At 43.6% G+C, this 13,476-nt stretch carries 18 protein-coding genes; 6 read left to right on the top strand and 12 right to left on the bottom strand.

All coding sequences use genetic code 11. The annotated features are described in order from the left end of the window. Positions 1 to 6 precede the first annotated feature (6 nt). Positions 7 to 129, top strand: coding sequence for a hypothetical protein (locus tag BW947_RS19010; RefSeq protein WP_143562267.1), 123 nt, complete (start codon positions 7 to 9; stop codon positions 127 to 129). Between the two features lie 178 nt (positions 130 to 307). On the opposite strand, the gene BW947_RS16420 is transcribed toward BW947_RS19010, so the two are convergent. The 11 genes from BW947_RS16420 to BW947_RS16370 all read right to left on the bottom strand — a co-directional run bounded on the left by BW947_RS16420 (position 308) and on the right by BW947_RS16370 (position 6,652). Continuing rightward, positions 308 to 646: a TusE/DsrC/DsvC family sulfur relay protein gene (locus BW947_RS16420; protein ID WP_076501558.1), complete on the bottom strand. Its 339-nt coding sequence runs from the start codon at positions 644 to 646 to the stop codon at positions 308 to 310. Continuing rightward, entirely contained in the window at positions 640 to 921 is a 282-nt protein-coding gene (gene tusB, locus BW947_RS16415; RefSeq protein WP_076501555.1) for a sulfurtransferase complex subunit TusB, read from the bottom strand. The genes BW947_RS16420 and tusB overlap by 7 nt, the downstream gene beginning before the upstream one ends. Further along, positions 921 to 1,277, bottom strand: a complete 357-nt coding sequence (gene tusC / locus BW947_RS16410; RefSeq protein WP_076501553.1) for a sulfurtransferase complex subunit TusC — start codon at positions 1,275 to 1,277, stop codon at positions 921 to 923. The genes tusB and tusC overlap by 1 nt, the downstream gene beginning before the upstream one ends. Positions 1,278 to 1,291: 14 nt before the next feature. Next, complete coding sequence (tusD, locus tag BW947_RS16405; RefSeq protein ID WP_076501550.1) at positions 1,292 to 1,681, bottom strand: sulfurtransferase complex subunit TusD; 390 nt, start codon at positions 1,679 to 1,681, stop codon at positions 1,292 to 1,294. A gap of 262 nt (positions 1,682 to 1,943) precedes the next feature. After that, the gene (locus tag BW947_RS16400; RefSeq protein WP_076501547.1) at positions 1,944 to 2,606 is read right to left on the bottom strand and encodes a glutathione S-transferase family protein; all 663 of its coding nucleotides are present in this window, start codon (positions 2,604 to 2,606) and stop codon (positions 1,944 to 1,946) included. A 192-nt stretch (positions 2,607 to 2,798) separates the two neighbouring features. Further along, positions 2,799 to 3,359 (bottom strand): elongation factor P, encoded by a 561-nt coding sequence (gene efp, locus BW947_RS16395; RefSeq protein WP_076501544.1) that lies wholly within the window; start codon positions 3,357 to 3,359, stop codon positions 2,799 to 2,801. Positions 3,360 to 3,404: 45 nt separating this feature from the next. Further along, positions 3,405 to 4,583, bottom strand: coding sequence for an elongation factor P maturation arginine rhamnosyltransferase EarP (gene earP / locus BW947_RS16390; protein ID WP_076501541.1), 1,179 nt, complete (start codon positions 4,581 to 4,583; stop codon positions 3,405 to 3,407). 104 nt (positions 4,584 to 4,687) lie between these two features. After that, a complete protein-coding gene (gene fldA / locus BW947_RS16385) occupies positions 4,688 to 5,215 on the bottom strand; it encodes a flavodoxin FldA (protein ID WP_076501538.1) in 528 nt (175 codons plus the stop codon). Positions 5,216 to 5,269: 54 nt separating this feature from the next. Next, complete coding sequence (gene ybfE, locus BW947_RS16380) at positions 5,270 to 5,542, bottom strand: LexA regulated protein (RefSeq protein WP_076501535.1); 273 nt, start codon at positions 5,540 to 5,542, stop codon at positions 5,270 to 5,272. Positions 5,543 to 5,552: 10 nt separating this feature from the next. Further along, positions 5,553 to 5,774 (bottom strand): DUF2788 domain-containing protein, encoded by a 222-nt coding sequence (locus BW947_RS16375; protein ID WP_076501533.1) that lies wholly within the window; start codon positions 5,772 to 5,774, stop codon positions 5,553 to 5,555. A gap of 101 nt (positions 5,775 to 5,875) precedes the next feature. Next, the gene (locus BW947_RS16370) at positions 5,876 to 6,652 is read right to left on the bottom strand and encodes an alpha/beta fold hydrolase (RefSeq protein ID WP_076501530.1); all 777 of its coding nucleotides are present in this window, start codon (positions 6,650 to 6,652) and stop codon (positions 5,876 to 5,878) included. A 294-nt stretch (positions 6,653 to 6,946) separates the two neighbouring features. On the opposite strand from BW947_RS16370, the gene seqA reads away from it, so the two are divergent. After that, positions 6,947 to 7,492, top strand: coding sequence for a replication initiation negative regulator SeqA (seqA, locus tag BW947_RS16365; protein ID WP_076501527.1), 546 nt, complete (start codon positions 6,947 to 6,949; stop codon positions 7,490 to 7,492). Positions 7,493 to 7,558: 66 nt separating this feature from the next. Further along, positions 7,559 to 9,211, top strand: coding sequence for a phosphoglucomutase (alpha-D-glucose-1,6-bisphosphate-dependent) (gene pgm, locus BW947_RS16360; RefSeq protein WP_076501524.1), 1,653 nt, complete (start codon positions 7,559 to 7,561; stop codon positions 9,209 to 9,211). Between the two features lie 104 nt (positions 9,212 to 9,315). Here pgm and msrA read toward each other — a convergent pair whose 3' ends face one another. Next, the gene (gene msrA, locus BW947_RS16355; RefSeq protein WP_076501521.1) at positions 9,316 to 9,795 is read right to left on the bottom strand and encodes a peptide-methionine (S)-S-oxide reductase MsrA; all 480 of its coding nucleotides are present in this window, start codon (positions 9,793 to 9,795) and stop codon (positions 9,316 to 9,318) included. 324 nt (positions 9,796 to 10,119) lie between these two features. Here msrA and astE point away from each other — a divergent pair, with 324 nt between their 5' ends. From astE to BW947_RS16340, 3 genes are all read left to right on the top strand, one after another. Then, positions 10,120 to 11,154, top strand: coding sequence for a succinylglutamate desuccinylase (gene astE / locus BW947_RS16350; RefSeq protein WP_076501519.1), 1,035 nt, complete (start codon positions 10,120 to 10,122; stop codon positions 11,152 to 11,154). Between the two features lie 162 nt (positions 11,155 to 11,316). Continuing rightward, positions 11,317 to 12,495 (top strand): thiamine pyrophosphate-dependent dehydrogenase E1 component subunit alpha, encoded by a 1,179-nt coding sequence (locus tag BW947_RS16345; RefSeq protein ID WP_076501517.1) that lies wholly within the window; start codon positions 11,317 to 11,319, stop codon positions 12,493 to 12,495. Positions 12,496 to 12,498: 3 nt separating this feature from the next. Continuing rightward, positions 12,499 to 13,476, top strand: coding sequence for an alpha-ketoacid dehydrogenase subunit beta (locus tag BW947_RS16340; protein ID WP_076501515.1), 978 nt, complete (start codon positions 12,499 to 12,501; stop codon positions 13,474 to 13,476).

The following is a 13,476-nucleotide window of genomic DNA, read 5'->3' as shown; positions in this document are numbered from 1 at the left end:
AACACCATGGATAAAAGCCAGCGCTATTTCCGTTGGCTTTCCTATACTGCAGTCATTGCTGCGTTTTTTGCTGTGATGTTGGCGACCATAGGCGAAGCCTTCTGGGTTGTGTTAGAAAATATCAGTTAAGTTTATTTTTTTGCTCAAATAAAAAAGGCATGCTCCCTTAGGAACATGCCTTTTTGTTAACACTTATGTCGCTATAACTTATTCGGGTATAAAGCAGAATTCAACTCCAAAGTGCATGCAATACTCGGCAATTAAGCAACTAATTGGTTTGTTATTACTGCACTATTACTCGTTCTGGTTAAATGCATTTCGCCGGTTTTGGCAGGCCAGCAATTTTAGTTGCTTGTTTAGCCGGTCCAAGTGGGAACAAGGTATATAAGTATTTTGAATTGCCTTTGTCACTCCCTAAGGTTTGACCAATGGCTTTAACTAATACGCGAATAGCAGGGCTGGTTTTGTATTCAAGATAAAAATCACGAACAAAATTGATCACTTCCCAATGGGCGGGCGTAAGTATGATTTGTTCTTCTGCCGCTAACAGTAAAGCCATATCCGGTTGCCAATCGTTAATACTTTTTAAATAGCCTTGATGGTCACGGTCGATTTGAATACCATTAAATTGCAATGAACTCACCACGTTATCACCTTATTGTATCGTAATGCTTGAACCACAAACTCATTGTAATCGATAAGACTGACATTTTTAAACCGCTCCAATAAACCACGAGCAATCACATCGTCTTTTAATACCATCAGCTTGAAAGGTGATAAGGCCATTGTCCATTGGCGGAGTAAAAGGGCGTTAACGCCATCGCTCGATAATAATATGGCATCTTCCTTACAGGCGTAACGTAAACACAGTTTTAAGGCGTTATCGCGGTTGGGCGATGTTTGAATATGGTGCAATATCATCAGAATACTAAGACCTCATCCACTGCGTTTAAGTGAGCCGCTATGGTTTCATCGTTGACAATAGTGACAGGAATGGACAATAAGCTATGGCTTAAGCCGTAATCGGTTAAAGATTGTTTGCACACCATTACCGACTCGATATCGTACAGTGGCAAAGCTTTAAAGGTCGAAATATAATCTTTTGCGCCAATAAGCTCAGGCTGTTGATTTTTAATCAAATGTAGTACGCCTTCATCAACAAAGACTAAACTGACTTCTTGCTCAAAACTAGCACTCAAAAGAGCAAGATCTAAGCCCTCGCGGCCACGAACCGTACCGTGTGGTGAGCAGCGAAATAAGATACACAATTTTTTCATAGCGACCCTGAGAGTTAAAAGCTGATCAAACGATCGGCTGATTCAATGCCTGTGATAAGTTCGCCTAAACCACCCATAATAAATGACTTACCTACATTCCAGTGGCTTAAGCCATTCTCGTGGGCATCTTGCTCACTAATAATTCCGCGGCGCAGCGCTGCGGAAACACAGTTAACTAAGGGAACTTGGTGAGCTTGTGCAAGTTGTTTCCAGTCACTAATGACATTGTTTTCGGCGGCGGCGGGTAAGTTTAAATCGGTAGAATTATAGACACCATCTTGATAAAAAAATACACAGATAACCTGATGCCCAGCCGCAAGGGCTGCCTGAGTAAAACACAAAGCATTGATGCTCGATGACGTGCCATAAGCGGGCCCGTTCACTTGGATAATAAATTTGCTCATTTAAAATAAAAATGGCCTGAAAAGTAAGGCTATTCTAACGCAAGTTAAGCTAAAAATCCTAAGTAACCTGCACACGGTTTAATGGGTAATGACTGCAACGTTGGGCGAGCCATACAGCGTTGTGGTTTGTTGTCCATCAATAGATAGATAATCAGCCCAGCCATTATCTTTAGCATTAAACGATGATTAATGCCGTCTCTAGAGTGCGCTGTCTACGACAGTTTTAATAATAAAATAAACAGACACAGCATTGATCACAGTCTTATTTGACAGGTTTCATTGAAGTCAATATTTCTTGCTCGCCCGCTAAGAGGTTCTGCAGTGAAGGCCGCGCTTTAATTCGGCTATAAAGACTAAACAGATTTGGCCAACGCTTTGCATCGAGTTGTTCTCCAGCGTGCTCCATATTGACCATTTGAGAAGCAAATGCCAGATCGGCAAGACTTAAGCTGCCACCGACAAAAAATTCAGCACTGCCTAAACTTTGCTCCAAATAATCAAAGTGCACTGGGAGTTTTTGGCTTAAAACCGATTGTACAATATCTTCATTACAATGCTGACCCATGCTTGGATTAATGATGCGTTGTTGAAATAGCATAAAAGTGGTCAGTGGCGCCAACTCATAATCGGCATATTTTTCTAACCAGCGCACCTTGGCATGCTGCTCTGCGGTTTGTCCGAGCAACGGCTTAAGGTTGTTATACTTGTCCTCAAGATATTGGCAGATCACGCTGGAATCAGCCAAAGTAAGGTCGCCATCTGTCATTGCAGGAATACGACCCAAAGGATTGAGATCTTTAAACCAAGCGGGTTGATCAAAGGGCAATACCATGACCAGTTGATAATCAAGTGCTTTCTCTGCCAAGCATAAACGAAGTTTGCGCACATAGGGGGAAAGTGGAACGCCATAGACGGTGAGTTTCATTGTGGATCCTTAACTCGTTTAAGAGAAATGCATTATGTAAGTGCAACTTACTATATCTTAACTGTGCAGAGTATGGCCTTAGATGATGTGTTTACCACATATGATGACGATTACTTGACCATCGACTACAAAAAAACAGCCACAAAAAAGCCAGTGCAAGCACTGGCTTTTTGCTGGAAACGAGAAAGGCGATTACACGCGCTTCTTGAATTCGCCAGTACGAGTATCAATTTCAATCTTGTCGCCTACTTTCACGAAATCAGCAACGTTAACCTTGCCGCCGCCAGTGATAGTCGCAGGCTTCATCACTTTACCTGAAGTATCACCACGAGCTGAAGGCTCTGCATAGATTACTTCACGCACGACTGTAGTTGGCATTTCAACAGAAATAGCTTTGCCATCGTAGAAAGTTACTTGGCAAGTTTCTTCCATACCATCAACGATGTAATTCGCTGCATCACCTAAGTTTTCAGCTTCTACGTCGTACTGGTTGTACTCTGCATCCATAAATACATACATAGGATCTGCAAAGTAAGAATAAGTACAATCTAGACGATCTAAAACGATGTCTTCTAACTTATCTTCACCTTTAAACGTCGTTTCAGTACCAGAGTTAAGTAATAAGTTTTTTAACTTTAACTTAACGATAGCAGCGTTACGGCCAGAACGAGTTGTTTCAGTTTTCTGCACAACCCATGGGCTGCCATCTAACATGATCACGTTACCAGGACGGATTTCATGAGCAGTTTTCATTACAGTATTTCCTATATGTAGATTTTTCTGTTATCGCGCAGTATCTTAGCTGTTTTTAACGAACTGAACTAGTCGAGTTGCAAGATCTGCGGCATTTATTGCATTAATTGGCCATTGTTTAACATGTTGCAACAAGGGCAAACTAACAAGATTAAGGTTTTGCCAGTGAAGGTTTACAGCTGATTGCTGTGCTTGGTTAAATGCGAGATTCAATTTAGACCAATTTTCGGCAATTTCAGGGGCGAGATTATCGCAGTAAATTTTGAGAAAAGCTTCTAATTTTACCAGGTGATAATCATCTTCTTGCGGATAAATGTGCCAAATGAAAGGTTTTGCAGCCCATTGTGCTCGCATAAATGAATCTTCGCCGCGCACAATATTAATATCACAGCTCCAAAGTAGGCGATCAAAGCTCTGTTGGTTTGTCATGGGTAAGATGTGTAGGGTTAAATTGCCATGCGTTACCTGTTGACCCGGCACTAGCGCGGCAATATCACAGGGCAATAAATGTGTCAGACTATTTAAGCTACGCCCTTTGGGGATCAACGCATGGATTTTCTCGGCCGATTGCTGCCACAACTCGCATAGCGCCGGCAGAGCCTCAGTCTCATAGCTAAAGATGCTAATTACAGTATCTTGAGCCTCAATCCCCTTAAGACCTAGCTGACTAAAAAGCTGTAACTTATTGGCCGTGTCGGCTTGCCAAGTATCGCGCTCGGCAAACAAATCTTGCTCGCAGATGAGCCCACCGGTTTTTGCGCCAAAGCCAGGAAAGTAAAAATACTTTTTTAGACCATTGGCTTGTAATGAAGGTAAACCATGGCAGCCTTCGACCCAATCCTCTGCGCTTAAATACTCTAAATTCAGCCAGATAGGTACAGACTTGGGATCGTTCTGATGTAAATGAACTAGCAGTTCTTTTACCTGTTCGGGTAATTCACAGGCAAAGGCTTCGATGAGTACTTCTCCTGCGAAAAACTCTATAGGTAAAGGCTTAATCCAATGAATAATATTCACACCATTGAAGCTTTGAGCGGTTTTTAGTGGATCGAGTGTCGGTAATATGTGCGAGAAGCTTGCGAGGTCGTCGACCCACAAATTAACCGGAATGTGGTACTCATTAGCCATTTGTTTGGCTAAACGCCAAGTCACGCCGATATCGCCGTAGTTATCGACGACGGTGCAAAAAATATCCCAATGGTTAGCGTGGGGCATATTGATCATAAGTTGGGTATGTTGTTATTCAGTGGTGAAATAATTTTTTATGCACAAAAATAAATGCATAAAAAAAGCGGCGTAAAGGCCGCTTTATTCAAATCATTAGAAAATTAATCTTCTAATTCAGCTAGACACATTTCTTCATAGATTTGCTTAACCCAAGCATCAACTCGCTCTTCGGTTAGTTCTGGCTGACGATCTTCATCGATACCTAAACCAATAAAGTGCTCGTCATCAACTTGACCTTTAGAGGCTTCGAAGTTGTAGCTTGCCGTTGGCCAATGACCGATGATGATACCGCCACGCGCCTGAACGATATCGCCCACCATGCCCATGGCATCAAGGAAATACTCAGCGTAGTCTTCTTGATCACCACAACCAAAAATAGCGACAAGTTTGTCAGTAAAATCAATCTGCTCTAATTCAGGGAAGAAATCGTCCCAATCACATTGAGCTTCGCCGTAATACCAGGTCGGGATGCCGAACAGCAGCAAATCATACTCTGCGATCTGTTCTTTGGTACTTTTGGCGATATCTTTCACCTCAACCATTTTTTTACCCAGTTTTTTCTGGATCATCTTGGCTACAGCTTCGGTGTTACCTGTGTCGCTACCGAAAAAAAGACCTACAGTTGCCATTGTCTATCCTTTAATGTCTAGTTCACTTATTAGGTTAATCTTGCTGGTACTCATTCAGCACTCAATTTGCTGCTGAAGAATGAATTCGATTAACTGGCTACGGCTGATGTTACTGGCCAATGCCTGTTCATTCAAGGCGTCATATAAATCTTGTGACACCTTTAACTCTATTCGCTTTAATCCGTTAGCTTTATCGCGCTGGATTTGATTGCGTTTGTTGACCTTAAGCTGTTGACTGCGGGACAAAGGATTGCTTCTTGGGCGGCCCCGACGTTTGTCATTGGCAAAAAGGTCAATGGTGGTTCTGTCTGTTGCTTCTTTTGCCATGTTGTTATTGTTAACCGATCCCTGAGCCTTCCCAAGTGATCTGGATAATACCTTTTACAATAAACCCGGCGCAGCCGAGAAATAACACTAACCAAACAATAAATCGACCAAATTTAGGTACATTACCTTGCTTGAGCACATCGTTGATGGCCATGCCGATAAAGAAAAATATCGAGGCAAAAAACAGGTTAAGACCAATGGTTTCAATTTGTTCCATGTACTGAGTTAACATAGTTTCTTAGTCCTTGAGAGTGTTCGAAGGCCAAAAGAGGCGCGAATATATCACATCAAGATGACGGCTGCCATAGGCTTTAAGTCAACTATTATGTGTATTTACTCTGTATGTTTGTCTATAAATTCAGACACAATCCGATTAAATATGGCGGGTTTTTGTGCATGTAACCAATGGCCACATCCTTCAAGCGTTTTCGCCTGCGCAGCAGGGAACTGACTCATAATCGCCGCTCTATGTTCACTCGTCACATAGTTAGAATCACCGCCGCGAATAAATAAGCTCGGACCTGCATAAACTTGTGAGGGATTGGGGCTCTGATTGTACCAGCCAATAATATGAGGATAACAATCTTTTAAACCATTTAAGTTTAGTTTCCAGCGAAAGCCCGTGTCGGTGCGCTGTAAATTCTTCAGTAAAAATTGCGCCGTGGCTTCGTCAACACCCTGAGTGATTAAGTGGTTTAGGGCAAAACGTCTGTCAGTGTGGCTTTCTAAGGGCAGGCTTTCTAGTGCCGCAAATACGATATTGTGCCTTGGTTCATAGGCTACGGGCGCGATATCTGCCGCCACCATAGTGATAATACGCTCAGGAAAGGTCAACGCTGTTGCCATAGCTATTTTCCCGCCCATAGAGTGACCCACAATATGGGCGCGTTCTATGTCAAGTTCATCGAGTAAGCCTGCCATGGCATGGGCGAGGCTAGGGTAATCCATTTGCTGCCAATGTTCGCTTAAACCGTGATTAGGCACATCTACGCGGATCACTTGATGATGCGTTTCTAATGTTTGCCCTAGACTTTTGAGGTTATCTAGATTGCCAAACAAGCCGTGGATTAAAAGGACTGCGCTTCCTTGGCCTGTGGAAACAAAATTCATGGTGATTCCTGTGGGATTTTTGCGGATTATGGCGCGAATTGTGCCCTTAATGCACTTAGCTTGACAAGTCAGCTCTGCTTAGCAATGCCTTTACGATGGCTAACTTGTCTGCTTTTTCAGCAATTGCCCATTATCTGCTAGTTTCCTGTGCTGTTTAGCGCATTTTTAGAATAATGGCGCTTTATCAGATTGATAGAGATAGATACACTGGTGCAGATCGCAATGATCTGTCCCGATCGCTGTGGTACATTTTTTTCGGTTAAGCCTGTCGAATAACAAAGGATAATGAAGGTCATGAAATATATCGAAGTAGATGAAGATCTCTATCGTCACATTGCCAGCAAAACAGAACGAATTGGCGAGAGCGCCTCAGACATCTTGCGTCGATTGCTCGGCTTGCCCTTTGCTGCGATTGAAGCACCTCAGCCTTTGGCGATAAGCCAACCCAGTTTAGAGGCTGAACCTGTTCAGCCTGTTGTAGTAAAAGTCGTAACGCCAGTGGTTAATGATTTCAGCGCATTAGTTAATGAGCATCAGTTATCCCAACAAAAAGGCGCAGTAGGGCGGTTTCTATTTTTACTCGACAGTTTGTATCAATTAGCCCCAGCGCAGTTTTCGAAAATTTTGCAGATACAAGGCCGCGATCGTTTATATTTTGCCCGCTCTAAAGAGCAGTTGCTTGAAGCGAGCGCCTCGGCTAACCCTAAAGAAATCGGTAGCAGCGGTTTTTGGGTCACGAGTAATAATAATACTGCCAAAAAACGCACCATTTTATCCGAAGTGTTAGTGCAGTTTGGTTGTGATGCGACCATCGCCGAAGGTATTGCTGAGCGTTTATAAGTCATTTACGTTTAGTGTTTGATATTAAATTAATTTTCACTGTAATTGAGTGCAGGAGAGCCACAGGTGGCAATACATCAACGGGCAGGACAAATCGCTAATCAGACGGATCTGGTTAATATTCCGAAACTGATGAGTCATTATTACGCCATCATGCCAAATATGGCTGACGTGCAACAACGTGTCACCTTTGGCACATCTGGGCACAGAGGCTGCGCCTTTAACGGCAGTTTTAACCAGCAGCACATTTGGGCCATTACCCAAGCGGTGGTGGATTATCGCCAATCAGAGAATATTGATGGACCGTTAATCCTTGGGATTGATACTCATGCGTTATCCTACGCCGCTTATTTATCGGCTATTGAAGTGCTAGCTGCAAACAAAGTGACTGTACATATTCAGCAACATGATGGGTTTACGCCAACGCCAGTGGTTTCCCACGGCGTGATTGGTGCTAATCGTGCAGCCAATATCACAGGCGCGGGGATGTCTGATGGACTGATCATTACGCCATCACACAATCCGCCACAGGATGGTGGTATTAAGTACAACCCGCCCCATGGCGGTCCGGCGGAAGGCAATATTACTGCTTGGATTGAATCGCGCGCGAATGAGTATCTTAATCAGCAGTTAGCTGGTGTGCATAAACTCACCTATGCCGATGCACTCACTTCAGGTTATATAAAAGCCATTGATTTAATTAGCCCGTATGTAGCCGACTTAGAAAACGTTATCGATATGCAAGCGATTGCTAAAGCTAAAATTCGTATTGGTGTTGACCCGCTTGGCGGCTCAGGTATCCATTATTGGGCACCGATTGCAGCGCGCTACGGGCTCGATATCACCTTAGTTAATGATAAAGTGGATCCAAGTTTTAGCTTTATGCCATTGGATAAAGACGGCAAAATCCGCATGGATTGCTCGTCTCCTTATGCGATGGCTGGTTTACTTGCCCATAAAGAATCCTTTGATTTATGTCTGGGTAACGATCCAGATTATGACCGCCACGGCATTGTGTGCCCAGGCACTGGTTTGATGGATCCCAATCATTATTTAGCGGTCGCCATAGATTATTTACTCACCCACAGACCAGATTGGAGTGATACCTTAGCCATAGGTAAAACCTTAGTATCGAGTGCGCTTATCGATAAAATCTGTGCTTTCCACGGCAAAAAATTACTCGAAGTGCCTGTGGGCTTCAAATGGTTTGTTGATGGTTTAGCCAAAGCCACGATTGCTTTTGGTGGTGAAGAGAGCGCTGGCGCGGCATTTCTGCGCCGTGATGGCACTACATGGTGCACCGATAAAGATGGTTTTATTCTGGGTTTACTGGCCGCTGAAATACTTGCTGTTACAGGTAAAACCCCTGGCCAGCGTCACCAAGAGTTGGTAAAGCAATTTGGTCAAAGCTTTTATAAGCGTATTGATAGCCCAATCAGTCTTGAAAACAAGGCCAAGTTTGCGTTATTGAATGCTGACACCTTAAAAGCCACTGTGCTTGCAGGGGAGGCAATTGAAAACGTATTAACTCATGCTCCGGGCAATAATGCGGCCATTGGCGGCATTAAAGTGACCACTGCGAATGGTTGGTTTGCGGCGCGCCCATCGGGCACTGAAGCGTTATTTAAGATCTACGGTGAGAGTTTTATCAGCGAGCAACATTTAGCCGATATCATCAAAGATGCGCAAGCGTTAATTGATAAAGCGCTAAATGCTTAAGATGAATAGTATGCTTAGTCGATAAAAGCCAGTAACGGCTAACGATAAAAATATCCAAAAAACGCACTCATAATAGAGTGCGTTTTTTTGAATAGGAAAGTATCTTAGTAGGCGATATGGCAACTAGGTAGGTTATTGTTATCAATATAATTTTGATGGTATTCCTCCGCGACATGAAATTGCTGCAAGGGAACAATTTCAGTCACAATGTGGCGTAACCCCCAACGTCCCGAGCGGGCGAAGGTCAGTTTTGATGCTTCAGCGGCCGCTTTTTGTTCGCGATCATGAAAGAAAATAGTGCTGCGATACTGATTGCCGATATCTCCACCTTGCATATTAAGGCTGGTAGGATTGTGATTTTTCCAAAAAACTTCGAGTAAATCGTCATAGCTGACTATCGTGGGGTCAAATTCCACTTGCACCACTTCGGCGTGGCCAGTGTTGCCTTTTTTGACTTCTTCATAAGTCGTTGCCGTATTTTTACCGCCCATATAACCACTTGTGGCGTTTAGTACGCCTTCAACTTGTCTAAAAAAATATTCAACGCCCCAAAAACAGCCGGCTCCAAAAGTTGCTAATGCCATAGATAATACCAATTAGATGTCTAGATGGCTGAGATTGTGATTAATCTACTCATCAAAAGCAAGTAGGGCGATTAAATTTAATATTTTTAGTTTATGCCAGTCCCAAGTGGTTGGACTTCAGCTAATGTATTGGCCGTTATTGCCTTTTATAACCAAGCATTTTTTTGCCGTGAATGTCTAGGATACGGTTTTCATACTTGTGTTAGTATTGATGCGCTTTTAAGGATGCCTGCCTCAATCAAACCATATCATGACAAAAATTAAACGGGCTTAATCATTCCCGTTGGGCATTTATCTTTAGCACACCATTATAAGGAGAATTCTGTGTTACAAGCTCTGTTAGATTCGAAGGATTTTTTAGCGTTAACCTTAGCCAATCCACACACATTTGATGGCACGTTTTCGTTTAAGTTAGGCGATCATACTCAAGTTGAAGTGTGGGACACCGGCGTTATCGTTTTTGAGCCAGTCCACAATGAAGGTAAAGATATTGTCCTATCCTGCGGAGTTCATGGTAACGAAACAGCACCTATTGAGCTATGTAATGGCTTAATTACACAGCTTCTACAGCAAAAAATTATTGCCAAACAGCGCACTTTATTCCTTATTGGCAACCCATTAGCCATCAATAATGGTACCCGTATTATTGATGAAAATATGAATCGCCTTTTCAGTGGCGAGCATTCAAATCCTCCTGGTTTAATCAATCCCGAACGTATTCGTGCAAAGAAACTCGAAGCCTATGTCGATAAATTTTATACTTCGGTAACGGATGGACGCCAACGTATTCATTACGATTTACACACCGCAATGCGTGCCTCTAAACACGAAAAGTTTGCTATTTACCCCTATCGTCCAGGGCGTGCCTTTAGTGGCGAGCAAATTATGTTTTTAGCTGCAAGCGGTGTTGATACTGTACTCTTTCACCACGAACCGACTACCACATTCAGTTATTTTTCCTCTGAGCGTTATGGCGCTGATGCCTTTACTATTGAATTAGGTAAAGTGTATCCCATGGGGCAAAACGACATGACACGCTTTATCGCCACCCATGAAATGTTTATGCGTTTAATTACGGCTAAGCCATTAGAACTTACTGATTTTGATGCAGATAAAGTCAATCTGTATCAAGTATGCCGCGTTATCAATAAACATGCCGATGATTTTGAATTTACCTTCGCAACCGATGTCGAAAATTTCAGATCTTTCCCTAAAGGTTTTGTACTGGCACGCGAAGGGGGGCAAGACATTAAAGTCGAACAAGAGTTTGAGTCTATTGTGTTCCCTAATGCCAAGGTGCCTATTGGTAATCGCACTGTGATTTGTTTAATTCCAGCGGTTAATGCGCACGTACGTTAGGCTTGTAAAGCATTATATACATGCAAGGTAGTGATAACTTACAGTTTGAACTGTGCCAATGGTTGATAGGTAGTTTACGTTAACGTAATGTCCGTCCGGCATATTAGTATAAATTAGGCGCACCAAACACGTTGGAGCGTCACGAGATAACAAGAGCACAATATGAGCAAAGCAACACTCAACACTGATACAGTGCACCGAGTCGGCTTCTTGGATAAGGCATCGCTTCACATTCCTATCCTTCGAATTCTACAAGCCGATGGCACCACTTATGAAACCGCGGTTTTGCCTATTATAGATGAAACCTTAGCAACCAAAATTTATGATACCTGTGTGTTCACTCGGGTTCTCGATGAACGTATGTTAGGTGCCCAGCGTCAAGGACGCATCAGCTTTTATATGACCTGCACGGGTGAAGAAGCGGCGATTGTCGGCAGTGTTGCCGCACTTGAACAAGAAGACGTGATCCTCGCGCAATACCGTGAACATGCGGCGCTGCGTTATCGTGGCTTTACCACTGAACAGTTTATGAATCAGATGTTCAGCAACGAGAAAGATCTCGGTAAAGGCCGCCAAATGCCCATTCACTACGGCAGTGCAGCATTGCACTATCAAACGATCTCATCGCCATTAGCAACGCAGATTCCACAAGCAACAGGTGTTGGCTATAGCTTAAAGATGCAGGGCAAACGCAATGTAGCTATTTGCTATTTTGGCGAAGGCGCCGCATCAGAAGGGGATTTTCATGCTGGTCTAAACATGGCCGCGGTGTTGAAATGCCCGGTGATTTTCTTTTGCCGTAACAATGGCTACGCCATTTCAACGCCAACTGAAGAGCAGTTTGCTGGTAATGGTATTGCCAGTCGTGGTGTGGGTTATGGCATGCATACTATTCGTGTTGACGGTAATGACATGCTGGCTGTGCTGGCCGCGACTCAACAAGCGCGCGCTTATGCAATCGAGCATAATGCTCCCGTATTGATTGAAGCGATGACTTATCGCCTCGGTGCCCATTCATCTTCAGACGACCCATCAGGTTATCGCTCCAAAGATGAAGAAGCTAAGTGGCAGCAACACGATCCGGTGAAACGTTTCAAATTATGGCTTATCAACAAAGGTTGGTTTGCCGAAGCGGATGATGTGAAGCTACATGAAAAATATCGCGAAGAAGTATTAGCAGCGGTAAAAGTGGCTGAAAAAATTCCTGTGCCTATGCTGGATGAAATTATTGAAGATGTGTACGACAAGCCAACGCCGGTGCTGAAAAAGCAACTTAGCGATCTTAAAGAACATATCAAAAAATATCCGCAAGCCTATCCAAAAAGTGCAGGGAGACTATAAGCCGTGGCTGAAATGAATATGTTACAGGCCGTGAATGAGGCCTTGTCTATTGCTATGCAAGCCGATGAGCGCATGGTGATTTTTGGTGAAGATGTGGGCCATTTCGGCGGTGTATTTCGCGCAACTTCTGGTCTACAAGAAAAATTTGGTCGCGACCGCTGCTTTAATACCCCGCTGACAGAGCAAGGTATTGCTGGTTTTGCTAATGGTTTAGCCTCAAATGGCATGACGGCTGTGGCTGAAATCCAATTTGCCGATTATATCTTTCCGGCGTTTGATCAAATCGTCAACGAGACGGCGAAGTTTCGCTATCGCAGCGGCAATGAATTCGATGTTGGTGGTTTAGTTTTTCGTACGCCCTATGGCGGCGGCATCGCTGGCGGCCATTATCATTCGCAATCACCTGAAGCCTATTTTACCCAAACACCTGGATTAAAAGTGGTGGTGCCACGTAACCCAGAGCAAGCTAAAGGGCTGCTGTTGGCGTCAATTCGTGATAAAAACCCGATAATATTTTTTGAGCCTAAGCGTTTATATCGTGCATCAGTTGGCGAAGTACCCGCTGGCGATTATGAAATCGAACTGGGTAAAGCAGAAGTGGTTCGCGAAGGTAAAGATATCACCTTAGTAGCGTGGGGCGCACAAATGGAAATCCTGGAAAAAGCGGCTGATATGGCCGCTAAAGAGGGTATCTTCTGCGAAATTATCGATTTACGTACCTTGTCACCCTGGGATATCGATACCGTTGCCGATTCAGTCAAAAAGACCGGACGTTTGTTGGTCAATCATGAAGCGCCACTAACCGGTGGTTTTGCTGGTGAAATTGCCGCGACTATTCAGCAAGAATGCTTCTTATATCTTGAGTCGCCTATTAGCCGCGTTTGTGGTTTAGATACCCCGTACCCACTCATTCATGAAAAAGAATACATGCCAGATGCGCTCAAAACCTTTGAAGCCATCAAAGCATCAGTGACCTTTTAG

Source organism: Shewanella morhuae, from assembly GCF_900156405.1.
GTDB classification, from domain to species: domain Bacteria; phylum Pseudomonadota; class Gammaproteobacteria; order Enterobacterales; family Shewanellaceae; genus Shewanella; species Shewanella morhuae.
This window is presented reverse-complemented; position numbering and strand designations above follow the sequence as displayed.